The organism is Streptomyces sp. V2I9, assembly GCF_030817475.1.
Taxonomy (GTDB): domain Bacteria; phylum Actinomycetota; class Actinomycetes; order Streptomycetales; family Streptomycetaceae; genus Streptomyces.
This window is the reverse complement of record NZ_JAUSZJ010000002.1, coordinates 279,079-301,955: the sequence shown is the minus strand read 5'-3', so window position 1 is coordinate 301,955 and position 22,877 is coordinate 279,079. Positions and strand designations below refer to the sequence as shown.

Annotated in this window: 23 protein-coding genes; 15 read left to right on the top strand and 8 right to left on the bottom strand. The window is 72.4% G+C overall.

The features are described 5' to 3' along the window. Positions 1-159: 159 nt before the first annotated feature. Together QFZ71_RS01370 and QFZ71_RS01365 are read right to left on the bottom strand one after the other, a co-directional pair. Positions 160-1,095, bottom strand: coding sequence for a M56 family metallopeptidase (locus tag QFZ71_RS01370; RefSeq protein WP_307666404.1), 936 nt, complete (start codon positions 1,093-1,095; stop codon positions 160-162). Between the two features lie 98 nt (positions 1,096-1,193). Then, positions 1,194-1,823, bottom strand: a complete 630-nt coding sequence (locus QFZ71_RS01365) for a DUF5134 domain-containing protein (RefSeq protein ID WP_307666403.1) — start codon at positions 1,821-1,823, stop codon at positions 1,194-1,196. Positions 1,824-2,072: 249 nt separating this feature from the next. On the opposite strand from QFZ71_RS01365, the gene QFZ71_RS01360 reads away from it, so the two are divergent. Next, positions 2,073-2,621: a GNAT family N-acetyltransferase gene (locus QFZ71_RS01360; RefSeq protein ID WP_307666402.1), complete on the top strand. Its 549-nt coding sequence runs from the start codon at positions 2,073-2,075 to the stop codon at positions 2,619-2,621. Between the two features lie 101 nt (positions 2,622-2,722). Here the strand turns inward: QFZ71_RS01360 and QFZ71_RS01355 are convergent, their stop codons facing one another. Beyond that, positions 2,723-3,406: a glycerophosphodiester phosphodiesterase family protein gene (locus tag QFZ71_RS01355; protein WP_307666401.1), complete on the bottom strand. Its 684-nt coding sequence runs from the start codon at positions 3,404-3,406 to the stop codon at positions 2,723-2,725. A 293-nt stretch (positions 3,407-3,699) separates the two neighbouring features. Here QFZ71_RS01355 and QFZ71_RS01350 point away from each other — a divergent pair, with 293 nt between their 5' ends. From QFZ71_RS01350 to QFZ71_RS01330, 5 genes are all read left to right on the top strand, one after another. Next, entirely contained in the window at positions 3,700-5,097 is a 1,398-nt protein-coding gene (locus QFZ71_RS01350; RefSeq protein ID WP_307666400.1) for a DUF6421 family protein, read from the top strand. A 26-nt stretch (positions 5,098-5,123) separates the two neighbouring features. Next, positions 5,124-5,891, top strand: coding sequence for an SDR family NAD(P)-dependent oxidoreductase (locus QFZ71_RS01345; protein WP_307666399.1), 768 nt, complete (start codon positions 5,124-5,126; stop codon positions 5,889-5,891). Beyond that, the gene (locus QFZ71_RS01340; protein ID WP_307666398.1) at positions 5,888-6,949 is read left to right on the top strand and encodes a low specificity L-threonine aldolase; all 1,062 of its coding nucleotides are present in this window, start codon (positions 5,888-5,890) and stop codon (positions 6,947-6,949) included. The genes QFZ71_RS01345 and QFZ71_RS01340 overlap by 4 nt, the downstream gene beginning before the upstream one ends. A 76-nt stretch (positions 6,950-7,025) precedes the next feature. Beyond that, positions 7,026-7,625, top strand: coding sequence for a transglutaminase family protein (locus QFZ71_RS01335; protein WP_307666397.1), 600 nt, complete (start codon positions 7,026-7,028; stop codon positions 7,623-7,625). A gap of 111 nt (positions 7,626-7,736) precedes the next feature. Further along, positions 7,737-8,429, top strand: a complete 693-nt coding sequence (locus QFZ71_RS01330) for a B3/4 domain-containing protein (protein WP_307666395.1) — start codon at positions 7,737-7,739, stop codon at positions 8,427-8,429. Positions 8,430-8,479: 50 nt separating this feature from the next. Here QFZ71_RS01330 and QFZ71_RS01325 read toward each other — a convergent pair whose 3' ends face one another. Further along, a complete protein-coding gene (locus QFZ71_RS01325) occupies positions 8,480-9,202 on the bottom strand; it encodes a 1-acyl-sn-glycerol-3-phosphate acyltransferase (RefSeq protein WP_307666394.1) in 723 nt (240 codons plus the stop codon). 230 nt (positions 9,203-9,432) lie between these two features. Here QFZ71_RS01325 and QFZ71_RS01320 point away from each other — a divergent pair, with 230 nt between their 5' ends. The 5 genes from QFZ71_RS01320 to QFZ71_RS01300 all read left to right on the top strand — a co-directional run bounded on the left by QFZ71_RS01320 (position 9,433) and on the right by QFZ71_RS01300 (position 13,958). Further along, the gene (locus tag QFZ71_RS01320; protein ID WP_307666393.1) at positions 9,433-9,759 is read left to right on the top strand and encodes a thioredoxin family protein; all 327 of its coding nucleotides are present in this window, start codon (positions 9,433-9,435) and stop codon (positions 9,757-9,759) included. Positions 9,760-9,955: 196 nt separating this feature from the next. Further along, entirely contained in the window at positions 9,956-10,465 is a 510-nt protein-coding gene (locus QFZ71_RS01315; protein ID WP_307666392.1) for a flavin reductase family protein, read from the top strand. Positions 10,466-10,661: 196 nt separating this feature from the next. Further along, the gene (locus QFZ71_RS01310) at positions 10,662-11,447 is read left to right on the top strand and encodes an electron transfer flavoprotein subunit beta/FixA family protein (RefSeq protein WP_307666391.1); all 786 of its coding nucleotides are present in this window, start codon (positions 10,662-10,664) and stop codon (positions 11,445-11,447) included. Positions 11,448-11,532: 85 nt separating this feature from the next. Beyond that, positions 11,533-12,495 (top strand): electron transfer flavoprotein subunit alpha/FixB family protein, encoded by a 963-nt coding sequence (locus QFZ71_RS01305; protein ID WP_307666390.1) that lies wholly within the window; start codon positions 11,533-11,535, stop codon positions 12,493-12,495. Between the two features lie 164 nt (positions 12,496-12,659). Continuing rightward, positions 12,660-13,958, top strand: coding sequence for an aldolase (locus QFZ71_RS01300; RefSeq protein WP_307666389.1), 1,299 nt, complete (start codon positions 12,660-12,662; stop codon positions 13,956-13,958). 252 nt (positions 13,959-14,210) lie between these two features. On the opposite strand, the gene QFZ71_RS01295 is transcribed toward QFZ71_RS01300, so the two are convergent. Then, complete coding sequence (locus QFZ71_RS01295; RefSeq protein WP_307666388.1) at positions 14,211-15,239, bottom strand: LacI family DNA-binding transcriptional regulator; 1,029 nt, start codon at positions 15,237-15,239, stop codon at positions 14,211-14,213. 207 nt (positions 15,240-15,446) lie between these two features. Between QFZ71_RS01295 and QFZ71_RS01290 the strand changes: the two genes are divergently transcribed. Further along, positions 15,447-16,376 (top strand): ROK family protein, encoded by a 930-nt coding sequence (locus QFZ71_RS01290; RefSeq protein WP_307666387.1) that lies wholly within the window; start codon positions 15,447-15,449, stop codon positions 16,374-16,376. A gap of 101 nt (positions 16,377-16,477) precedes the next feature. Further along, positions 16,478-17,533, top strand: coding sequence for an NUDIX hydrolase (locus QFZ71_RS01285; RefSeq protein ID WP_307666386.1), 1,056 nt, complete (start codon positions 16,478-16,480; stop codon positions 17,531-17,533). A gap of 194 nt (positions 17,534-17,727) precedes the next feature. On the opposite strand, the gene QFZ71_RS01280 is transcribed toward QFZ71_RS01285, so the two are convergent. Beyond that, positions 17,728-18,414, bottom strand: coding sequence for an MBL fold metallo-hydrolase (locus QFZ71_RS01280; protein ID WP_307666385.1), 687 nt, complete (start codon positions 18,412-18,414; stop codon positions 17,728-17,730). Between the two features lie 129 nt (positions 18,415-18,543). Then, positions 18,544-19,908 (bottom strand): dipeptidase, encoded by a 1,365-nt coding sequence (locus QFZ71_RS01275; RefSeq protein WP_307666384.1) that lies wholly within the window; start codon positions 19,906-19,908, stop codon positions 18,544-18,546. Between the two features lie 195 nt (positions 19,909-20,103). Between QFZ71_RS01275 and QFZ71_RS01270 the strand changes: the two genes are divergently transcribed. Then, positions 20,104-21,318 carry a geranylgeranyl reductase family protein gene (locus QFZ71_RS01270; RefSeq protein WP_307666383.1) on the top strand — a complete coding sequence of 405 codons (1,215 nt, stop codon included), beginning with the start codon at positions 20,104-20,106 and terminating at the stop codon, positions 21,316-21,318. A gap of 53 nt (positions 21,319-21,371) precedes the next feature. Here QFZ71_RS01270 and QFZ71_RS01265 read toward each other — a convergent pair whose 3' ends face one another. After that, complete coding sequence (locus QFZ71_RS01265) at positions 21,372-21,827, bottom strand: nitroreductase/quinone reductase family protein (protein ID WP_307666382.1); 456 nt, start codon at positions 21,825-21,827, stop codon at positions 21,372-21,374. Between the two features lie 169 nt (positions 21,828-21,996). On the opposite strand from QFZ71_RS01265, the gene QFZ71_RS01260 reads away from it, so the two are divergent. Then, the gene (locus QFZ71_RS01260; protein WP_307666381.1) at positions 21,997-22,698 is read left to right on the top strand and encodes a TetR/AcrR family transcriptional regulator; all 702 of its coding nucleotides are present in this window, start codon (positions 21,997-21,999) and stop codon (positions 22,696-22,698) included. Positions 22,699-22,877: the final 179 nt, after the last annotated feature.

Sequence of the window (22,877 nt, the reverse complement as noted above, 5' to 3'; positions counted from 1 at the left end):
GCCGGACGCCCCGGTGTGTCCGGGAACCCGACGTGTCCTGGCCCGGTGCGGCCCCCGGTATGTCCCCAGTCCGGCGTGATGTCCCGAGTCCGGCGTGCGGGCGCCGGGACTCCCGGAGCGCCGGGAAGCCGTCTCCGGGTGAGTGCGAACCGCGGCGCCTCAGCCCAGGGCGCGAAGACCCGGTACGAATGCCACGATCACGGGGACGACCGGCACCAGCGCCGCGGCGGCCGTCAGCCGGAGCCTGCGTCCCGCCGTCAGTCGCTCCACCGGGGCGAGCAACCGGCTGACCCGGTGGGGCACTTGGGCCTGCGGAGTGGGGCAGGGGCCGAACACCCCGCGGTCCTCGTTGAGCCCGACCAGGGCGAGCGCGGTGGTGAGGCGGCCGAAGCGGCGGGAGGCCACGTCGTCGGCGGCCAGTTCGACCAGGCGGTGCATCTCGTCACGGAAGGCGGCGAAGACCGGCACCTGCGGGAAGCCGTTGGCCAGCGCCGACGAGCAGTGCAGCAGCCAGTCGTGCCGGGCCCGGGCGTGTCCCTGCTCATGGGCGAGCACGGCGTCGAGCTGACGGCCCTTCAGGCGGCCCAGCGCGGCCGTGGTGATGACCAGTTGCGGGGCGGTACCGGGCAGCCACCAGGCATCGGGGCGTTCACCCTCCAGCACCACGAGACGGTCCGCGCCGGGCTCCTCGCCGGGCATCAGCGGGGCGCGCACCAGCAGTTCCGCCCGGCGCTGCTTGCGCCGCCGCCGTGCCCGCCGGACCTCCCGCAGCAGCATTGCGCCGCTCCACAGTCCGCCGAGCGCCAGCAGCACCGCGATGACCGCCGACCACGGGCCGTACGCCGCCAGTGCGTACGCCTCGACCACGGCGTGCGGGGCGGGGGCGAAGACATGGCCGCGCACCGCCTGCCAGGCGGCCGCCGCACTGAATGTCATGGACAGGGTGAACGAGACGAGGACCCCGGCCACCACGCACTGCCACACCCACAGGGTCACGACCGGCTCGCGTTCCGGCCACTTCGCGCGCGCCATCACGCGCGGGGTCGCCAGGGCGGTCAGTGCACCGAGCAGGAGCAGTGCGAGGGAGACCAGCATGGCCTCACCCTATGAGCGGCGGGTCGGACGGGGGTACGGCCTCGACCGGCAAGTGACGCAGACCACTGTCGAACAGGGGTTCTGTCCCACGTCCTGTCTCACAGGGTGAGCAGCATGGCGAACATGCCGATCCCCATCGTCAGCCGGCAGGCGGTCGCCATCTCCGGCCCTCCGTCCGTCCCGCCCCCGGCGCCACCCGCCCCGGGCCCCCCGGAGCCGGTCCTCCGGCCCGTGGGTGCCGTACCGCCCGCCGGGACCGAGGCGGCCGCGGGCAGCAGGCGGCCGGCCGTGCCCAGCACGTACGCGGCGTAGTAGGCGAGCAGCGTCCCGGTGAGCAGGGGGACGCCCCCGGCCCCCGCCGCCGCCCCGTGCCCGGCATGCCCGGCACCGCCGCTCCCCATCACCGCGGGGGCCATCGTCACGGCCATGTAGACCATGGCCAGCGAGCCGACGAGATGGTGCAGATGGTGCCCGCCGCACAGAGCGGGCCGCAGTGCTCGCACCGCGGCGGCGCCGAACAGCACCGCGTACACCGACCACGCCCAGTCCGGCGGCGACAGCACCGCCGCCGGAACGGCCATCGCCGCCATGCCGAAGCCCATGAGCGCCTCCGAGCGCGCGGTGCGGCGCTCCTGCGGCGTCCCCGTGCGGGCGCGCAGCAGGCAGTACGCTCCACTCACCGCGCACAACGCCATCAGCAGCCAGCCGGCCTGGGTCCCTCCGTGCACGCCGCGCCCCCATCCGACGTCCGGCACTGTTGCGGGTCGACCGGATCGATGCCCTGCGGCCCGCCGGTGAACCAGGCGCACAGGGGTGTGAAGGGGGTGCGCCCGGTGCGCACCGGGGGCGCTCCGGGGCGCGTTACGCTCGTCCGCACGTGCGGCGGCCATGGCCGCGACCTTGCGTCCGGCAGCGCGAGAGGCCGTACGGCGGCAGAGAAGCAGCGCAGTACCACCAGAGAGACGGAGCGCCCCACCATGGACACCACCACGCCCCGCGCCGAGGCCCGGCTGACCTTCCGCGACGCGACCGGGGACGACGCCCCGGCGCTGGTGGACCTGGTCGAGTCCGCCTACCGGGGCGACTCGAGCCGCGCCGGGTGGACCACCGAGGCGGACATCCTCCAGGGGCAGCGGACCGACGAGCAGGGGGTGCGCGACGTCATCGACGCCCCGGCGAGCAGGCTGCTGGCCGTGGAGCGCGACGGCGAGCTGATCGCCTGCTGCCAGCTCGAACACCGGGGCGCCGCCGCCTACTTCGGCATGTTCGCGGTCCGGCCCGGCCTCCAGGGCGGCGGGCTCGGCAAGCTGATCATCGCCGAGGCGGAGCGCGCCGCGAAGGAGAGCTGGGACGTCACCGAGATGCACATGACGGTCATCTCGGTGCGCGACGACCTGATCGCCTGGTACGAGCGGCGCGGCTACCGCCGTACGGGACAGCTCACGCCCTTCCCGTACGGCGACGAGCGCTTCGGCATCCCCCAGCGCGACGACCTGGCCTTCGAGCTGCTCGTCAAGAGCATCTGAGGACGTCAAGAGCATCTGAGGGCACAGCCACCCGGCGGCGGGACCGGCGCGGCGGGTCGGCGGGAGCCCGCGGCGCGGTGAGCCGCCCCGGCCCGCTCCTGTCAGGCGGTGAAGCGTCCGGCGCGGCGGATCTCGGGGAAGTCCGTCGTCGCGCCGTCCAGCCCCAGGGCCCGCGCGAGACGCAGGTGGTCCTGGGTGTTCACCACCCAGCCGATCACCTTCACGCTCTCCGCGTGCGCCTGCTCCACCACCTCCAGGGTGAGGCGGCGGATGTTCAGCGCGAGCGTCGCCGCGCCCGCCGCCTTCGCCCGGTCCACCACGTCCGCGCCCCAGCGGCTGGCGATCAGGACCGTCCTCACGCCGGGCACCAGCCGCGCGATCTCCACCACGGCCTCGTCGTGGAACGAGGACACCTCCACCCGCCCGACGAGACCGCGTTCCCGGATCACGTCCGCCAGCGCGCGGGCCGCCGCCACGTCCTTGATCTCCGCCTGGAGCGGGGAGGAGACGGCGTCCAGCACCTCCTCGAAGACGGGGACCCGCTCGCCCCGCCCGGCGTCCAGCTCGCGCAGCTCCGCCAGGGTCTTGCCCGCGATCGGTCCGGTCCCGTCCGTGGTGCGGTCCACGTCCGCGTCGTGCATGACGGCGAGCGCGCCGTCCTTGCTGAGGTGGAGATCCAGCTCGATGGCGTCCATCCCGGACGCCTCCGCGCGGATGAAGGAGCGCAGCGTGTTCTCGGGCTCGACGCCCATCACTCCGCGATGACCCAGGGTGAGAAAGGACAAGGCGACCTCGTTTCCGTCGGCGGCTTCCCGTCAACTGCTCCCGCCCGCGCTGAAGTACGGCGATACGGCACCGGGAAGGGTAGTGGCAGCGGGCGGCGATGTCCCCCGCCGCGCGCGCCTGGTCGCCCGGCCTCGGGCGGTCCTGCTGGAACTATGCGCCTACCCGTGAAGGGGCAGGAAAAACAGCGGTGAGCAGGGGGGTACGCAGGATGATTTGCAGGGCTGCACTTGTCGGGGAGAGCTCCGCGAGGCTACGGTGAATCCACGCGAGGTTCTCCCGTGGAGGAAGTGTTATGACGGAAATTCTTGTGCACCACGCCGCCGACGGCGCGATAGCTACGGCCCAGCGGGTCGTCGAGCACCCGGCCTGGCCCGTGCTCAAGGATGCGGTCGAGGAGATCCGCCCCTGGCAGGCCGAGGACGGTTCCATCGACTTCGAGGCCGAGGGCGCCCCGTCCCCGGCCACCGTCGAGAAGGTCCTCGACCGGGTGATCGGCGCGGTCGAGGAGCTGTCCCCGCTCCTCCCGCACGACGCCGCCTACCACCGCGCGCTCGTCACCGACCTGCGCCGCTGGGCCGCCGACGGCTTCCGCGTCCCGGACTTCCTGGACTCGCTGCTCGCGTTCCAGCCGGCGCGGAACCGGGTCGACGGCCTCCAGCACCTCGTCGTCTTCGCGATGTACACGCAGAACGGCAACCCCGACCGCAACCTCGAAGCGGTCGTCCTCACGATGGTCTGGCCCGAATGGCTCGCCGAGCTGGAGGCCACCCGCTACGACAACCCGCTCTTCTGCGGCATCGCCTTCGAGGACTTCACCTCCGGCTACGACACCCACTCCGCCGTGCTCTTCCCGGAGACCATCGCCGTGCGTGAGGCCCCCGAGCGGTTCAGCTGGGGCGGCATCTTCTGCGACCGCGAGGCCGCCCGCTTCCGCCGCGTCACCGAGGCGGCCGTCGACCTGCTCGGCCTGGAGCTGCCCGACGACATCCGCGCGATGGTCGGCGACCAGCAGCGCTGCGAGCAGGCGTTCGTCCTGTGGGACATGGTCCACGACCGCACCCACAGCCACGGCGACCTGCCGTTCGACCCGTTCATGATCAAGCAGCGCCAGCCGTTCTGGATGTACGGCCTGGAGGAGCTGCGCTGCGACCTCACCGCCTTCAAGGAGGCCGTGAAGCTGGAGTCCGAGGGCAACGCCCACGGCCGTGACGTGCAGTACGCGGTGCTCTTCGACCGGATGTTCCGCTTCCCCGTCTCCGGTGAGCGCGTCCGCAACTACGACGGCCTCGGCGGCCAGCTGCTCTTCGCGTACCTCCACAAGCACGACGTCGTCCGCTGGACCGACAACACCCTGAAGATCGACTGGGACCGGGCCCCGGAGGTCACCAACCAGCTCTGCGGCGAGATCGAGCAGCTCTACCGCGACGGCATCGACCGCCCCAAGCTGGTCCACTGGTTCGCCGCCTACGACCTCGTCTCCACCTACCTCGCTCCGCATCCGGGATCGCGCTGGGCCAAGGGCCCCGACGCCCTCGACCTCACACTTCCTCCTCGCAAGCTCGTCGACGACGTGCTTCCGGACGAGTTTCCCCTGAGCATGTTCTATGAGGCGCTCGCCAAGAAGCTGAAGCACGTGATTGCCTCTGCCAAGGGGATCACCGCGGCGAACGATGAGCGGGCAGCCGCGTGAACCATTCTCCCGAGGAGGCGGTGGCCATGAACGGAATCGGTACGGGCGAGGGGAACGGGGCGCTCGAAGGAGCCGTCGTCGCGGTCGCCGGAGCGGCCGGCCCTGCCGGACGCGCGACGCTGCTGCGACTCGCCGAGGCGGGCGCGACGGTCGTCGGCTGCGACGCGCACCCCGAACGTCTCGCCGAGGCGGTGGACGCCGCCCGGTACGCCCACGGGGGTGCGACCGTCACCGGTGAGACCGTCGACCTGCTCGATCTCGACGCCACCCGCGACTGGGCCAAGCGCACCGAGGCGGAGTTCGGCCGCGTCGACGGCCTGGTCCACCTCGTGGGCGGCTGGCGCGGCAGCCCGTCGTTCCAGGAAACGGCGCTCTCCGACTGGGACGCCCTGGAGAAGCTGCTCATCCGCACCGTCCAGTCCACCTCACTGGCCTTCCAGGAGCCCCTGGAACGCAGCGACCGCGGCCGCTACCTCCTGATCAGCGCCGCCGGGGCCAGCAAGCCCACCGCGGGCAACGCCGCCTACTCCGCCGCCAAGGCCGCGGCCGAGGCGTGGACCCTCGCGCTGGGCGACGCCTTCCGCAAGGCGGGAGGCGAGGACGGGCCGTGCACCGCTGCTGCGATCCTGGTGGTCAAGGCACTGGTGCACGACGCCATGCGCGCCGAGCGCCCGAATGCGAAGTTCGCCGGTTTCACCGACGTCACGGAACTGGCCGAGGCCATCGCCGGCGTCTGGGACCGGCCCGCCCCCGAAGTGAACGGAAAGCGCCTGTGGCTGACCCCGCAACCGTGAGGACCGACGCACGCCGTCACCACGATCCGCAGGTCCGCGGCTTCGCCAGTGACAACTACGCGGGCGCGCACCCGGAGGTTCTCGCGGCCATCGCCCTCGCCAACGGCGGCCACCAGGTCGCCTACGGCGAGGACGACTACACCGGCCACCTCCAGCGGGTCATGCACAGCCACTTCGGCCCCACCGCCGAGGCGTTCCCCGTCTTCAACGGCACCGGGGCCAACGTGGTGGCCCTCCAGGCGCTCACCGACCGCTGGGGCGCCGTCATCTGCGCCGAGACCGCGCACATCAACGTGGACGAGGGCGGTGCGCCCGAGCGGATGGGCGGGCTCAAGCTGCTCACCGTGCCCACCCCGGACGGCAAGCTCACCCCCGAGCTGATCGACCGGCAGGCGTACGGCTGGGACGACGAGCACCGGGCCATGCCCCAGGTCGTCTCGATCGCCCAGAACACCGAGCTGGGCACCGTCTACACCCCCGACGAGATCCGCGCCATCTGCGACCACGCCCACGAGCGCGGCATGAAGGTGCACCTCGACGGGGCCCGGATAGCCAACGCGGCCGCCTCCCTGGACGTGCCGATGCGGACGTTCACCAACACGGTCGGCGTGGACGTGCTGACCTTCGGCGGGACGAAGAACGGCGCGCTGTTCGGCGAGGTGGTCGTCGTGCTGAACCCGGACGCGGTCCGGGCGATGAAGCACCTGCGCAAGCTCTCCATGCAGCTCGCCTCCAAGATGCGGTTCGTCTCCGTCCAGATGGAGGCGCTGCTCGCCAAGGACCTGTGGCTGCGCAACGCCCGGCACGCCAATGCCATGGCCCAGCGGCTCGCCGAAGGCGTCCGGGCGATCGACGGGGTGGAGATCCTGTACCCGGTGCAGGCCAACGCCGTGTTCGCACGGCTGCCGCACGCGGTCAGCGAGCGGCTCCAGCAGCGCTTCCGCTTCTACTTCTGGGACGAGGCCGCCGGGGACGTCCGCTGGATGTGCGCCTTCGACACCCGCGAGGACGACGTCGACGCGTTCCTCCAGGCGCTCAAGGAAGAGATGGCGCGGTAGCGCTCAGCTAGCATGATTATGCGGCCGACCGGAAATCGATAGACGCCCGGTCGGCCGCTTCGTACGCTCTGCGGTCATGGAGCTGACCCAGCAATCCCCGGACGTCGGCGCGTACCTGGCCGCCGACGAGGCCATCGACCACGATCATCCGCGCGTCGAGGCCGCGGCGGCCCGCCTTGCGCTCGCGGTGGAGGGCGCATACGCCTACGCGCGGGCCGCCTTCGAGTTCGTCCGTGACACCATCCCGCACTCCGCCGACTCCGGGGACGAACGCGTGACCTGGCGCGCCTCCGACGTGCTCGCCGCCCGTACCGGCATCTGCCACGCGAAATCCATCGCCCTCACGGCGCTGCTGCGCGCCCGCGGCATCCCGGCCGGTCTCTGCTTCCAGCGGCTGACGGACGACGACGGAGCGAACCCGGTGCTCCACGGCCTGGTGGCGCTGAGGCTTCCCGAGGTCGGGTGCTGGGCCCGCGTGGACCCGCGCGGGAACAAGCCGGGCGTCGACGCGCGGTTCTCGCCGCCGGTAGAGCGGCTGGCGTGGAAGGTGCGCGAGGAGTTCAATGAAATCGACTATCCGGTAGTCTATGCTGCACCACCCGAGGTGCTCCTCCACGCGCTGAGGAGCGCGCGGGACCGCTCGGAGCTCTGGCGGACCCTGCCCGCGGGCCTCTGAATCCGCAGGCCGGCCACCCCTCGCATCTCCGGGCCCCGCAGACCTCCCCGTACCACCGCACGGAGCCACCGCACCGGCACGGCCCCACGCGGCAACGCAGTAAGGCAGACGATGACCCTCACCCTCACCGTGTCCGACGAGGTGCGCACCCTCGCTCCGGGCTTCACCCACCTCGCCGTCGAGGCGCACGGTCTCAGCAACGGCCCCAGCGACGCACGCAGCTCCGCCCTGCTGGACGACGCCGCCCGCCGGCTCGCCGAGCGCCTGGGCGGCCGGGCCCCGCACGAGGACCCGCACATGGCGGCCTGGCGCGAGATCTACACGGCCTTCGGTGCCAAGCCCTCCCGCACCCGCAACTCGGCCGAGGCGCTCGCCCGCCGCGCCCTCGCCGACGGCGGACTGCCCCGCATCAACCGGCTCGTCGACGCCTACAACGCGATCAGCGTCGCCCACCTCGTCCCGGTCGGCGGCGAGGACACCGACCACATCAAGGGCGGGATGCGGCTGATCCGCGCGACGGGCGAGGAGCCATTCCCCACGGTCGCCGGCGGCGAGGAGACGGTGGAGCACCCCGAGTCCGGCGAAGTCGTCTGGTGCGACGACGAGGGCGTCACCTGCCGCCGCTGGAACTGGCGCCAGGGCGTCCGCACCCGGCTCACCGAGGAGTCCGTCAGCGCCCTCTTCCTGCTGGAGGGGCTCGCGCCCATGACGAACGGCGAGCTCGAGGCCGCGGGCGCCGAACTCGCCGTACACCTGGAACAGCTGAGCCCCGGGGCGCGGATCACCGTCCACGCCCCGCGCTGAGACGGGCCGCCGCCCCGCCACGGGGCGACGGTCGGGTGCCCCGGCCGCGGTCAGCCCAGCTCGCGCACCTCGGCGGGGGTCGGGGCCGTACCGCCGAGGTGGGCCGGCACCCACCAGGTGTCGCTCGCGTCCTTCGGGCGCACCGGATAGGCCCGCTGCGCCGCTTCCAGCAACTCCTGCACCCGCTCCCGCAGCCGCCGGGTGATGGCGCCCGCGTACTGGTCGGCGGGCGCCTCGACGGGCTCGCCGACACGGATCGTGATCGGGATGTGGCTGCGCCCGAAGTTGCGCGGACGACCCTTCGTCCAGATCCGCTGCGTACCCCAGAGCGCCATCGGGATCAGCGGGACCCCGGCCTCCTGGGCCAGGCGCGCGGCACCCGACTTGAAGCTCTTCAGCGTGAAGGACTGCGAGATGGTGGCTTCCGGGAAGACCCCGACGATCTCGCCGGAGCGCAGCGACTGAAGCGCGTGCGCGTACGCGTCCTCACCCTGCTTGCGATCCACGGGGATGTGCTTCATTCCCCGCATCAGCGGACCGGAGATCTTGTGCCGGAAGACCGACTCCTTCGCCATGAAGCGGACGAGCCGCTTCTGCGGAAGGGCGCCGAGCCCGGTGAAGATGAAGTCGAGATAGCTGATGTGGTTGCTGACCAGTACCGCACCACCGGTCTTCGGGATGTGCTCCGAACCCTGAGTGTCGATCTTCAGGTCGAGCGCCTTGAACATGGTGCGAGCGGCGCCGATGACCGGTCGATAGACGAGTTCTGCCATCTGGGGAAGACCCTTCTTCAGTGCCTGGGGAGGGTTCTCCCGGCGGAAGTTACGCAGCCGTAGGTTTTCGGCATTGTGGCGATGGTGCCCCATGCGCGAGCCGCTGGCCAGTCCCGGCGGACGTGGGACGCGAGATTCTCGTCACGTGCGTATCCGCCGGGAACTGCGGGAATGCCGGGGCGGCCGACGGTGCTGACCCGTGGTGAAGAGCTCTGATCAGGAGGCGCCAGGTGGACGGCCGGACACACAGGCAGCGGCTCGACGCCGCCCAACTCGGCGCGGAACTCGGGGAACGGGCGACACTCGTCCAGTTCTCCAGCGCCTTCTGCCAGCCCTGCCGGGCCACGCGCCGCACGCTCGAGGAGGTGGCCGGGATGGTCGACGGCGTCGCCCATGTCGAGATCGACGCCGAGTCCAGCCTCGCCCTGGTGCGTCAGCTCGGCATCACGAGCACCCCGACCGTCCTGGTGCTCGACGCCGGGGGAGAGGTGGTCCGCCGGGCGTCCGGTCAGCCCCGTACCGTCGACGTCGTGGCGGCGCTGGGGCACGCCATATGACGGACCGTGACACATCTCCCACATTCCCGGACACTCTTGACGGGGCCCGCCACGCATCGTCAGTCTGACGTTATGCCGCCAGAACTCCTTCTCCACAGCCGGGTCCACGTGGACCTCGCACGCGACGCGAGTGCGCGCTGTCCGGGTGCCTGAGCATCCGCGGACCCGTACGCCACTCTCGCAGAAGGACACCTCCATGACGGCAACCCCGGATCTCGCCACCGCCCTGACGGCCGCGACCCCCGAACTCCTCCGCTCCGTCTTCCGCCGCCACGCCGCCGGCGTGGCCGTGATCACCGCCGCGGGGGACCGCCCGGTCGGCTTCACCGCCACCTCGCTGACCTCCGTCGCCGCCGAGCCTCCGCTGATCTCCTTCGGCGTCGGCACCTCGTCCTCCAGCTGGCCCGTGCTGTCACGGGCCGAACACGTCGGCGTCCACATACTCGGCGAGCACCAGCGGGAACTGGCCGCGACCTTCGCCCGCAGCGGGGCCGACCGCTTCGGCCCGTCGACCGACTGGAGCAGCGGCCCCGAAGGCGTTCCGCTGCTCGCCGACGTCTCCGCCTGGCTGGTCTGCCGCGTGGTGACCCGTGTTCCCGCAGGGGACCACCGCATCGTCATCGCCGAGGCCGTGGCGGGCTCGCACACCGGACCGGGCCGCCCGCTCGTCTACCACCAGGGACGCTTCACGGCTCTGCGAGACTGAGGTCACGCACGCACAGGTCCGCCGCGTTGGCAAGGTCACAGTGCGCACCGCTTGCCCGCGGGCGGGACACTGGGTGTACTGGCGAGTAATATCGGGCGCGGAGCCTCGGTCGTCCTGACCGGATCCGGCCCGACAAGGCGCCTATGCTGCGTGCAACAAGGCAGCCCGGAAAAGACGATGCAGTAGGAGAGCCGGCGTGAGCTTGAGGATCGTTGTCTGTGTGAAGTACGTGCCCGACGCGACCGGTGACCGGCGTTTCGCCGATGACCTGACGCTGGACCGTGATGATGTCGACGGTCTGCTCTCGGAGCTGGACGAGTACGCGGTCGAGCAGGCGTTGCAGATCGCGGACGGGGCGGACGATGCGGAGATCACCGTGGTGACGGTGGGTCCGGAGGATGCCAAGGACGCGTTGCGCAAGGCGTTGTCGATGGGTGCGGACAGGGCGGTTCATGTCGAGGACGACGGTCTGCACGGTACGGACGTGATGGGGACGTCGCTGGTGCTGGCGAAGGCGGTCGAGAGGACCGGTTACGACCTGGTGATCTGCGGGATGGCCTCGACGGACGGGGTGATGGGGGTGCTTCCGGCGCTGCTGGCGGAGCGGCTGGGGGTGCCGCAGGTGACGCTGCTGTCGGAGGTGTCGGTGGACGGTGGTGTGGTGGTCGGGCGGCGTGACGGTGACACGGCGTCCGAGCGGCTGGAGGCGTCGCTGCCGGCGGTGGTGTCGGTGACCGACCAGTCGGGTGAGGCCAGGTATCCGTCGTTCAAGGGGATCATGGCGGCGAAGAAGAAGCCGGTGGAGTCGCTGGATCTGGATGATCTGGGTCTGGAGGCGGACGAGGTGGGTCTGGCGGGTGCGTGGACGGCGGTCGAGTCGGCGACCGAGCGTCCGGCGCGGACGGCGGGCACGATCGTGAAGGACGAGGGTGAGGGCGGCAGGGAGCTGGCCGGGTTCCTCGCGGGCCGGAAGTTCATCTAGCTCTCCGGTTTTCTCCTGGTGGGGGCGTGTGGGTCTCTGCCTGTTCTGTCCGTCTCGTCTGTCTCGTCTGTCTGGAGTGCGTGTCATGGCTGATGTTCTGGTTCTGGTCGATCATGTGGATGGTGCGGTCCGCAAGCCGACGCTGGAGTTGCTGGCGCTGGCGCGGCGGCTGGGTGATCCGGTCGCGGTGGCGTTGGGTGCGGGTGCGGGGGCGACCGCGGGGGTGCTGGGTGAGCACGGTGCGGTGAGGGTGCTGGTCTCGGAGGCTTCCGAGTTCGGTGATTATCTGGTGGTGCCGAAGGTGGACGCGCTGGTGGCGGCGTTCGGGGCGGTGTCGCCGGTGGCGGTGCTGGTGGTGTCCTCGGCGGAGGGCAAGGAGGTCGCGGCGCGTGTGGCGCTGCGGATCGGTTCGGGGATCATCACCGATGCCACCGATGTGGAGGCGGGGGACGGGGGGCCGGTGGCGACGCAGGCGGTGTTCGCGGCGTCGTACACGACGAGGTCGCGTGTGTCGCGGGGTGTTCCGGTGATCACGGTGAAGCCGAACTCGGCTGCGGTCGAGCCGTCCGCCGCGGCGGGTGCGGTGGAGGATCTGGCGGTGTCGTTCGGTGACGCGGCGTCGGGGACGAGGGTGACCTCGCGGACGCCGCGTGAGTCGACGGGGCGTCCGGAGCTGACGGAGGCGGCGATCGTGGTCTCGGGTGGGCGTGGGGTCAACGGTGCGGAGAACTTCCCGCTGATCGAGGCTCTCGCGGACTCGCTGGGGGCGGCGGTGGGCGCTTCGCGTGCCGCGGTGGACGCGGGCTGGTACCCGCACACCTCGCAGGTCGGGCAGACCGGCAAGTCCGTCTCGCCGCAGCTGTACATCGCCTCGGGGATCTCCGGCGCGATCCAGCACCGGGCGGGGATGCAGACCTCGAAGACGATCGTCGCGATCAACAAGGACCCCGAGGCCCCGATCTTCGAGCTCGTCGACTACGGCGTCGTCGGTGACCTCTTCACCGTCGTCCCCCAGCTCACCGAGGAGATCACCGCCCGCAAGGGCTGACCCTCCCCGGCACGAACCCCGCTCCGGGCCGCACGGTGAACCCCACCGCGCGGCCCGGAGCCGTTCCGGGCGACCATTGACGCAGGTCGAGTGGGCTTATAACTTCACTATACGGATTGTTGGTTCCGGGAAGCGGAAACGGCGAGAGCGTGGAGGGTGCGGTCATGGGTCAGCAGGAGAAGGTGGCGACGAGCCTCGCCGGCGCGGTCTGCGAGGAGATCGGCGCCTCCCTCGCGGCGGTCGACGCGGAGCTGGCCCGCCGCTATCCGGGCGACCCCGGTACCCGTCAACCCGTGCACACCGTCTACGTGCCCGGTGACGCCTTCGAGCCCGGCACGCTGCGTTCCTGGGGGGACCAGGCGCTCGCCGCCCTCGACGAACACGCCCCCGACGCCTCCTCGTTCGCGGCCGTCCTCGGCATCCCCGAGGAGCTGGCGGTGCCGGTCCACGACCGGGTGCGCGCCAAGCTGGAGCGCGAACCCGTCGAGGACCTGCGGATCGACTTCGAGGACGGCTACGGCCCCCGCCCGGACGCCGAGGAGGACCAGGCCGCCGCCCATGCCGCCCGGCTGGTCTCCGATGCGTACGCGAACGGAACGGCCGCTCCGTACACGGGTATCCGGATGAAGTGCATGGAGGCCGGTGTGCGCGACCGGGGCATCCGCACCACGGACGTCTTCCTCAGCGGGCTGATGGAGGCCGGCGGGCTCCCCGAAGGGCTGGTGCTGACGCTGCCGAAGGTCACGTACCCCGAGCAGGTCACCGCCTTCGTCCGCCTCCTGGAAGCCTTCGAGGAGGCGCACGGCCTGGACGCCGGGCGCATCGGCTTCGAGATCCAGATCGAGACCAGCCAGTCGATCATCGCGGCCGACGGCACCGCCGCGGTCGCCCGCATGATCGACGCCGCTCGGGGCCGGGCGACCGGACTCCACTACGGCACCTTCGACTACAGCGCCTGCGTCGGGGTCAGCGCCGCCTACCAGGCCGGCGACCACCCGGCCGCCGACCACGCCAAGGCCGTCATGCAGGTCGCCGCGGCGGGCACGGGCGTACGTGTCTCCGACGGTTCGACCAACGTCCTGCCCGTCGGCCCGACCGACCAGGTCCACGAGGCGTGGCGGCTCCACTACGGCCTCACCCGCCGCGCCCTGGCCCGCGCCTACTACCAGGGCTGGGACATGCACCCCGGCCATCTGCCGACGCGCTACGCCGCCGTCTACGCCTTCTACCGGGAGGGCCTGGAGCCGGCCGCTGCCCGGCTCGCCGCGTACGTGGCCAAGGCCGGTGGCGACGTCATGGACGAGCCCGCCACCGCCAAGGCGCTCAGTGGCTACCTGCTGCGCGGCATCGACTGCGGGGCGCTGGACACCGGCGAGGTCGCCCGGCTGACCGGCCTGACCCGTGCCGATCTGGACGCCTTCGCCTCGCCGCGCCGGGGCGATCTGACGGTCACGGCTCCGTAGCCGCCCGCACGCCGTGGCGTCACGCGGCCCCGCCGTGGCCCCCGGGCGCCCGGTCCGGGCCGAACACCGCTCCGGACCGGGCTCTTGCGCGCCTTCCGGCGGTCCGCGCGCCGTCGCGGGCGCGCGTCCCGCGCCGTGCGTGCCTACGGCTCGTCCGGTCGGTACGGGTGCCCCACGCCCGCGCCGCGCACGTCAGGGCGCGGGTCCCGTCCGGACGGGCGCCATGGCCGTCCGCCCCCGGCCCGTGGCGGGTCAGGCGGGCGGCAGTTCGCCCGAGCCGCGGGGGATCAGCGTCGTCGGCAGTTCCACCCGTGCCGTGGGGTGGGCCGCTCCGTCGAGGCGGCGGAACAGGCGCTCGGCGGCGGTCCTGCCGACCGCCGCCGCGTCCTGCGAGATCACGGTGATGCCGAGCAGGTCGGCCAGTTCGATGTCGTCGAAGCCCACCAGCGCCACCGGACGCTCCCGCTCCGCGAGCACCCGCACCGCCGTCACCGTCACCCGGTTGTTGCCCGCGAACAGAGCGGTGACCGGTGCGGGGCCGCTCAGCATCGCCTCGGCCGCGGCCCGGACCCGCTCCGGCTCGGTGGAGCCGAGGGAGACCCAGCCGTCCTCGACGGTGATGCCGGCGTCCGTCATGGCGGCGTGGTAGCCGCGCAGGCGCTCGGTGGCCGTGTGGATACGCGGCCGGTCGCCGATGAACCCGATCCTGCGGTGGCCGTGGGCGATGAGGTGCGCCACGCCCTCCCTGGCCCCGCCGAAGCTGTCCGAGAGCACCATGTCGACGTCCACATGGCCCGCCGGGCGGTCCACGAAGACCGTGGCGATGCCCGCCTTGATCTCCGGCTCCAGATAGCGGTGGTCGTCGCCCGCCGGGATCACGATCAGGCCGTCCACGCGGCGGGCGCACAGCGCCAGCACCAACTCCTGCTCCCGCTCCGGGTCCTCGGCGCTGGAACCGTTGATCAGCAGCGCCCCGTGCGCACGGGCGACCTCCTCCACCGCACGGCTCAGCGGACCGTAGAACGGGTCCGCCAGATCCTCCAGGACCAGTCCGATGGACGCCGTACGGCCCTTGCGCAGCACGCGGGCGCTGTCGTTGCGGCGGAAGCCGAGCGCGTCGATCGCCTCCTGCACGCGGCGCTCGGTGTCCGGCGTGACGCCGGGCTCGCTGTTCACCACCCGCGAGACCGTCTTGAGGCCGACTCCGGCGCGGGCCGCCACGTCCTTCATCGTCGGCCGGTTGCCGTAGCGGGTCTCGGAATGGCGGGCGGTCCGGTCCACGTGCGCTGTCCTGTCGTCGGATACGGGCGGGCTGGCGGTGCTCCGGCCGGGCGTCCGGGCCGGCCGAGCGGGGCGCCGCGGGGGTGATCGGAGGCTGTGGCGTCGAGCATAGGCCCTGGACAACGTTGTCAACAGAATGGAGACTGTGCAAACTAGGGACGGAATCCGCAGGTCCCGCCCCTTCAGCGATCCGGAGAGCCCTCACCGATGCATACCGACCTCGTCGCCGCGCTCGACATCGGCGGCACCAAGATCGCCGGCGCGCTGGTGGGCGGCGACGGTTCCCTCCGCGTACGGGCGCAGCGGCCGACGCCCGCCAGGGAGGGTGCTGAGGCGGTCATGGGGGCCGTGGACGCGGTGCTGGGCGAACTGATGGCCTCGCGGCTGTGGAGCAGGGCCGGTTCCGTCGGCATCGGCAGCGCCGGTCCGGTGGACGCCGCCGCGGGCACGGTCAGCCCGGTCAACGTACCCGGCTGGCGGGACTTCCCCCTGGTGGAGCGGGTGCACAAGACGACGGGCGAGCTGCCCGTCGCGCTGGTCGGCGACGGGGTGGCGATGACGGCCGCCGAGCACTGGCTCGGCGCCGCCCGCGGCCACGACAACGCGCTGTGCCTCGTCGTCTCGACGGGCGTCGGCGGCGGGCTCGTCCTCGACGGCACCCCGCGCCCCGGACCCTCGGGCAACGCCGGGCACATCGGCCACATCAGCGTCGACCTGGACGGCGACCCGTGCCCCTGCGGCGCGCGTGGCTGCGTCGAAGGCATCGCCAGTGGGCCCAACATCGCCCGCCGCGCGCTGGAGAACGGCTGGCGGCCCGGACCGGACGGGGACGCGACGGCCGCCGCGGTGGCCGTCGCCGCCCGCGCCGGGGACCCGGTCGCCATCGCCTCCTACGAGCGCGCGGCCCGCGCCCTCGCCGCGGGCATCGCCGCCACGGCCGCTCTGGCGGACCTCGACATCGCGGTGGTCGGCGGGGGAGTGGCCGGGGCCGGGGACGTGCTCTTCGTCCCGTTGCGCCGCAGCCTGCGCGACTACGCCACGCTCTCCTACCTGCGCCGGCTCACCGTCGCGCCCGCCGTGATGGGCGCCGACGCGGGCCTGGTCGGGGCCGCGGCGGCGGCCATCGCTCTGCGCTGAGAGCCGGAACGGCCCCGTCCGGTCAACGCCGTCGCCGTCACGGGGTTTCCGCGGCAGGGTGTTGCGGGCAAGCCACAGGGGGCTACGGAAGAGGGGGAACCGTGATCGTCTGGATCAACGGTGCGTTCGGTGCGGGCAAGACCAGTGCCGCGGGCGAGCTGGTCGATCTGATCCCGAACAGCACGCTGTACGACCCGGAGGTCACCGGCGCGGGACTGCGCGCCCTGCTGCCGCAGAAGCGGCTCGCCGAGGTCACCGACTTCCAGGACCTGCCGATCTGGCGGCGGCTCGTGGTGGACACGGCGGCGGCGCTGCTCGCCGAGGTGCCGGGGGCACTGGTGGTGCCGATGACACTGCTGAGACAGGAGTACCGCGACGAGATCTTCGGTGGTCTGGCCTCCCGGCGCATCGCCGTCCGCCATGTGGCGCTCTCACCGGAGGAAACGATCCTGCGCGGCCGGATCGCGGGCCGTGAGGAGTTCCCCGGCGACGCCGAGCAGAGCGAGCGGGTGCGCCGGTGGGCGTACGAGCACATCGGCGCGTACCGCGACGCGCTCGGGTGGATCGCCCGGGACGCGTACCTGGTCGACAACAGCGCTCTCACCCCGCGCGAGACCGCCGAGCGGATCGCGGACGCCGTGAGCACCGGCACCGCCATGCCGTGCCCGATCGTGCAGAGTCCCGAACCGACCGCCGAGACGGTGGCCGCCGGGGTGCTGCTCTTCGACGAGCGGGACCGGGTGCTGCTCGTCGACCCCACCTACAAGCCGGGGTGGGAGTTTCCCGGCGGGGTCGTGGAGGCGGGCGAGGCCCCCGCGCAGGCCGGTGTCCGCGAAGTCGCGGAGGAGATAGGGCTCCGACTCGACCGGATCCCGTCGCTGCTGCTCGTCGACTGGGAGTCGCCCCGCCCACCCGGCTACGGCGGGCTGCGCTTCCTCTTCGACGGCGGCCTGCTCCGCTCCGAGGACGCCGACCGGCTGCTGCTGCCCGGCTCCGAGCTGCGCGGCTGGCGTTTCGTCACCGAGGCGGAGGCGGCGGGGATGCTGCCACCGCTCCGGTACGAGCGGCTGCGCTGGGCGCTGCGGGCGCGCGAGCGGTCGACGGTGCTCAACCTGGAGGCGGGCGTTCCGGTGGGCCGGGCGGGGCTCGACGACTGAGGAGCGGCGGCTGATCACCGTTGTCCGTACCGGAGTTCCGCGGCGGGACGTGCCCGGCCGGCGCGGGCCGTGGGGCCGGGTCCGCGGCGTGTTCCCCGGTGACACGAGGCGACCGTCCTCGTCGCGGTCATCGAGGACCGGCTGTGGCCGGCGTCCGTCGCAGGCGCACCGCAGGACCGCCGCCGCCCGGCACCTCAAGCGCTGTGCGCCGCGGCCTCCATCACCGCGGCCGCGTTCTCGGTGAGCGGGTCGCCGTGACCGAAGCAGACGGTCCGGGGAGCGAGCGCGGCCAGCCGCCGGAACGTGGACCGCGCCTCGGCACGGTCCACGTTGAACACGCCGAGCATCACCCGCTCCGCGAAGGCGACGGTGTCCCCGGTGAACAGCACGCCGTGGCGCGGCAGATGGAGCGCGATGGAGCCCGGAGTGTGACCGGGGGCGTGGACCACCCGCGCCCCACCGCCGAACGGCAGCACCTCGCCGCCGCCCACCTCGCGGTCGACACGGGTCGGCGGGGCGTCGGGGCACGTCAGCCCGTGCTCCCACAGGGGCCGTTCCCAGTCCAGCAGGTCCGGCTCCGGTACGGGGCGCTCGCCCCGGATCACCGGGGCGTCCAACGTGTGGGCCACGATCTCCGCGCCGTGCCGGTCCGCCAGCTCCCGGGCCGCGCCCACGTGGTCGCGGTGGCCGTGCGTGAGGACGATGCGGCGGATTCCGGCCGGATCGTGGCCGAGCGCGCGGATCGCGTCCTCGATCGCGGCGGCCGATGTGACGTCGCCCGCGTCGATCAGGGTCAGGTCCGTTCCGTCGCGCCAGAGATACGCCTGGCCGATCCGGAAGCGGAACATGTGCACCTGGGGGAGTACCTCGACGAGATCCATGCGGCGAACGTATGCGGCGCCGGACGCGCGCCGCACGGATCTACGCTCCCGGCGACTTCGCCGACGGCGTACGGGGGCCAGGAGCCGCCCGTGACGCCGGCGATGTGGCGGCGGGACCCCGCAGCGCACTCAGACCTGCTTCGACTCCGCGTAGTTCCGCAGGAACAGTGCCTCGGCGACCGACATCCGCTCCAACTCCTCGGGCGACACGCTCTCGTTCACCGCGTGGATCTGCGCCTCGGGCTCGCTCAGCCCGATCAGCAGGATCTCCGCCTCGGGGTAGAGGCCCGCCAGCGTGTTGCAGAGCGGGATGGAGCCCCCCATGCCGGAGGACTGCATCTCCTGGCCGGGGTAGGCGTCCCGCATCGCGTCGGCCATCGCCGTGTAGGCCGGGCTGGTCATGTCGGCCCGGAACGGCTGGCCCTGTCCCACCTGCTCCACCCGCACCCGAGCCCCCCAGGGGGCGTGGGACTCCAGGTGGGCCGTGAGCAGCTTCGTCGCCTCGGCGGCGTCGTGGCCCGGCGGCACCCGCAGGCTGATCTGCGCCCGCGCGCTCGCCTGCACGGACGGCGTCGCGCCGACCACCGGCGGGCAGTCGATGCCGATGACGGTGACGGCGGGGCGCGCCCAGATCCGGTCCGCGACCGTACCCGTGCCGATCAGCTCCACCCCGTCCAGCACCTTGGCGTCCTGCCGGAACTCCGCCTCCGGGTACTGGATGCCGTCCCAGTCGGCGTCGCCGGTCAGACCGTCGACGGTGGTCGTCCCGTCCTCGGCGCGCAGCGAGGCCAGCAACTGGATCATCGCGGCCAGCGCGTCCGGGGCCGCGCCGCCGAACTGCCCCGAGTGCAGGTTGCCTTCGAGGGTGTCGAGCTGGACCCGCAGCATCGTCATCCCGCGCAGCGTCGCCGTGACCGTCGGCAGCCCGACCCGGAAGTTGCCGGTGTCGCCGATGACGATCGTGTCCGCGCGGAGCAGCTCCGGGTGCGCCTCGGCGTACCGCTCCAGGCCACCCGTGCCCTGCTCCTCGGAGCCCTCGGCGATCACCTTCACCGAGACCGGGACGCCACCGTCCGCCTTCAGGGCGCGCAGCGCGAGCAGGTGCATGATGAACCCGCCCTTGCAGTCGGCCGCGCCCCGCCCGTACCAGCGGCCGTCGCGCTCGGTCAGCTCGAACGGCGGGGAGATCCAGGCCGACTCGTCCAGCGGCGGCTGCACGTCGTAGTGGGCGTAGAGCAGCACGGTCGGCGCCCCGGCCGGTCCGGGCAGGTACCCGTAGACGGACTGCGTCCCGTCGGGGGTGTCCAGGAGGGCGACGTCCGTGAACCCCTCGGCGCGCAGCGCGTCGGCGACCCAGTTCGCCGCACCCTCGCACTCGCTCCTCGGGAACACCGCCGGGTCCGCCACCGACTGGAACGCCACCAGCTCGGCCAGCTCCTCCCGGGCGCGGGGCATCAGCGAGGCGACGGTCTCGTGGATCGGACGGGCGGTCATGGGCACGCTCCTCGTGGGTGCGACGTTAGGAGTAGGGCGCGGTGAGTACGCGTCCGGGTGCGGCGCCGTCCTGGCGGCGACGCGTGTACGACGAAATCATGGCCGATCCTCCCACAGGAGGGCCGGGCCGGAACGCGCCGTAGGATGCCGTGAGCAGCTTGGGGCCACTGGTCGGATCAGGAGCAGAAGCACATCGTGAGCAGCGAGAACGCAGACGCCGGACGTGAGCCGGAAGAGTCGACCGTGTGGGATGTCGTCGTCGTCGGCGCCGGACCGGCCGGCGCATCGGCGGCGTACGCGGCAGCCGTGGCGGGCCGAAGGGTTCTGCTGCTGGAGAAGGCGGAACTGCCGCGCTACAAGACCTGCGGCGGGGGGATCATCGGATTCTCGCGGGATTCCCTGCCGCCGGGGTTCGAACTGCCCCTGAAGGACCGCATCCACGCGGTCACCTTCTCGCTCAACGGCAGGCTGGCGCGCACCCGCCGCTCCCGGCGCATGCTCTTCGGCCTCATCAACCGTCCGGAGTTCGACGCCGGTCTGGTCGAGGAGGCGCAGAAGGCCGGGGCCGAACTGCGCACCGGGGCGTCGGTGGTACGTGTCGAGCAGCACGGCCCCGCCGTCCCCGACCGGCGAACGGTCGCCGTGGTGCTGGCCGGTGGCGAGACCGTGCTCGCGCGGGCGGTCGTCGGCGCGGACGGCAGCGCGGGCCGGATAGGAGCGCATGTCGGGGTGAAGCTCGACCAGGTCGACCTCGGCCTGGAGGCCGAGATCCCGGTGCCCGCCACCGTCGCGGAGGACTGGGCGGGCCGGGTGCTCATCGACTGGGGTCCGATGCCGGGGAGTTACGGCTGGGTCTTCCCCAAGGGGGACACCCTCACCGTCGGCGTCATCTCGGCGCGCGGCGACGGCGCGGGCACCAAGCGGTATCTGGAGGACTTCATCGCCCGCCTCGGCCTCGCCGGGTTCGAGCCCGCCGTCTCCTCCGGCCACCTCACCCGCTGCCGCAGCGACGACTCCCCGCTCTCCCGCGGCCGGGTCGTGGTCTGCGGGGACGCCGCCGGACTGCTGGAGCCGTGGACCCGCGAGGGCATCTCCTTCGCGCTGCGCTCCGGCCGGCTCGCGGGCGAATGGGCGGTCAGGATCGCGGAGTCGCACGACGCGGTGGACGCCCGCCGCCAGGCGCTCAACTACGCCTTCGCCATCAAGGCCGGTCTCGGCGTGGAGATGGGCGTGGGCCGCCGCATGCTCAAGCTGTTCGAGCGCCGCCCCGGTGTGCTGCACGCGGTGCTGACCGGCTTCCGCCCGGCCTGGAAGGCGTTCGCCGGGGTCACGCGGGGGACGACGTCGCTGGCGGAGCTGGTCCGTACGCACCCGCTGGCGCAGCGAGCACTGCACGCGATGGACCGCTAGGCCCTCTCGTCACGATCGCGCCCCCTCGCCTGTTCACGGGCACGGGGGCGCGATCAGGCGGTTTCGGTGATGCGGAAGACCGGGTGGTCCGGGCAGGCGGCCAGCAGCTCGGCGTCCGTGGACTTCGCCGTGACCCCCTGGAAGTACTGGTCGACCTCCCAGCCCCACCGCTCCAGATAGGCCCGGACTATCCGGGCCTTCGCCGCGTCGTCGGCGATCTCCACAGCCGTGAAGCGGCTGACCTTGCGCCCCAGCCGCAGTTCTCCGCCGCCCGCGACGCGCATGTTGCGCACCCACTGGGAATGGCCCCGTGCGGAGACGAGGTACCGCTCGCCCTCGAAGGCGTGAGTGTTGACCGGGACGCGCTGCAGTTGCCCGCTCCTGCGTCCGCGCACCGACAGCTCGGCGGACCCCATCAGGCTGAGCCCGTGCCGGGCCAGCCGGCCGACGATCTTGTTCAGCCACCGGGCGGAGGAGCTTGCCCGGAGGTAGTACGCCTGCTGCGTCATGGTGACTCCCGCGTGTGAGCGCTGCTGTCGAGTGAAGAAGATCGAGAGCGGTGCTCTCGCTTGAGATCAGTGTGTACGGAAGGCGACCCCAAAGCAAGAGCACTGATCTCGCTGATGACTGGTGTTCTCGTTCCTGGTCGGTGCTCCGTGCGCATGGCAGACTGATCGCATGAGCACCATCCGAGGAGCCAGGGAACGCGCCCGCGTCGAAGTGACGGCCGCCATCAAGGACGAGGCCAGGAAGCAGCTCGTCGAGGAGGGTGCGGCCAAGCTCTCGCTCCGGGCCGTGGCCCGCGAGCTCGGCATGGTCTCCTCCGCCCTCTACCGCTACTTCCCCAGCCGCGACGACCTGCTCACCGCCTTGATCGTCGACGCGTACGACGCGATCGGGGCAGCCGCGGAGGAGGCGGCCGAGCGGGCGGAAGCCGTACCGCCCACCGGACGCTGGATCGCCGTGGCCTGCGCCGTACGCGGATGGGCGCTCGCCCACCCCCATGAGTACGCCCTGATCTTCGGCTCGCCCGTTCCCGGCTACACCGCCCCGATGGACACCGTGGGGCCCGCCTCCCGCGTGGGCCTGGTCTTCATCGACATCGTCCGCGCCGCGTGCCGCGCGGACGATGTCGCCGTGCCCTTGCTCGCGCCGGAGCTGCGTTCCGACGCGGAGAGGATGGCCGCGGAATTCGCCCCGGACGTACCCCCGGCCGCCGTAGCGGCTCTGGTCGCGGCCTGGGCCCAGATCTTCGGCCTGATCTCCTTCGAACTGTTCGGCCAGTTCAACCGGGTCGTGGAAGCGCGCGAGCCGTTGTTCCGCCAGGCCGTCGGCGAACTGGCCCGCTCGGTCGGCCTGCCCGCCGTCGAGACGGGCTGACGGCGAGCCCGCACCGGCCCCCGGCGGTCGCTCCGCAGTGGTGCGGGAACGGCGGGAGCCCGCCGGACGTGCGTCGCGGCGGGCCCTCGCCGGTGTCCGGGTGTCGGACGCCCCGGACGGTCGTTCCATGACGTGCTTCCTCGGTCGGCCGGGCTCCTGTCGGGTGCTCGGGGCGCGGG

Excerpts from the sequence above, each read along its gene's own strand:
- QFZ71_RS01325 (WP_307666394.1), bottom strand. The coding sequence starts at position 9,202 with ATGGCAGAACTCGTCTATCGACCGGTCATCGGCGCCGCTCGCACCATG.
- QFZ71_RS01280 (WP_307666385.1), bottom strand. The coding sequence starts at position 18,414 with ATGGATCTCGTCGAGGTACTCCCCCAGGTGCACATGTTCCGCTTCCGG.
- QFZ71_RS01260 (WP_307666381.1), top strand. The coding sequence starts at position 21,997 with ATGAGCACCATCCGAGGAGCCAGGGAACGCGCCCGCGTCGAAGTGACG.
- QFZ71_RS01360 (WP_307666402.1), top strand. The coding sequence starts at position 2,073 with ATGGACACCACCACGCCCCGCGCCGAGGCCCGGCTGACCTTCCGCGAC.
- QFZ71_RS01290 (WP_307666387.1), top strand. The coding sequence starts at position 15,447 with ATGCATACCGACCTCGTCGCCGCGCTCGACATCGGCGGCACCAAGATC.
- QFZ71_RS01275 (WP_307666384.1), bottom strand. The coding sequence starts at position 19,908 with ATGACCGCCCGTCCGATCCACGAGACCGTCGCCTCGCTGATGCCCCGC.
- QFZ71_RS01345 (WP_307666399.1), top strand. The coding sequence starts at position 5,124 with ATGAACGGAATCGGTACGGGCGAGGGGAACGGGGCGCTCGAAGGAGCC.
- QFZ71_RS01330 (WP_307666395.1), top strand. The coding sequence starts at position 7,737 with ATGACCCTCACCCTCACCGTGTCCGACGAGGTGCGCACCCTCGCTCCG.
- QFZ71_RS01300 (WP_307666389.1), top strand. The coding sequence starts at position 12,660 with ATGGGTCAGCAGGAGAAGGTGGCGACGAGCCTCGCCGGCGCGGTCTGC.
- QFZ71_RS01370 (WP_307666404.1), bottom strand. The coding sequence starts at position 1,095 with ATGCTGGTCTCCCTCGCACTGCTCCTGCTCGGTGCACTGACCGCCCTG.
- QFZ71_RS01305 (WP_307666390.1), top strand. The coding sequence starts at position 11,533 with ATGGCTGATGTTCTGGTTCTGGTCGATCATGTGGATGGTGCGGTCCGC.
- QFZ71_RS01265 (WP_307666382.1), bottom strand. The coding sequence starts at position 21,827 with ATGACGCAGCAGGCGTACTACCTCCGGGCAAGCTCCTCCGCCCGGTGG.
- QFZ71_RS01350 (WP_307666400.1), top strand. The coding sequence starts at position 3,700 with ATGACGGAAATTCTTGTGCACCACGCCGCCGACGGCGCGATAGCTACG.
- QFZ71_RS01335 (WP_307666397.1), top strand. The coding sequence starts at position 7,026 with ATGGAGCTGACCCAGCAATCCCCGGACGTCGGCGCGTACCTGGCCGCC.
- QFZ71_RS01315 (WP_307666392.1), top strand. The coding sequence starts at position 9,956 with ATGACGGCAACCCCGGATCTCGCCACCGCCCTGACGGCCGCGACCCCC.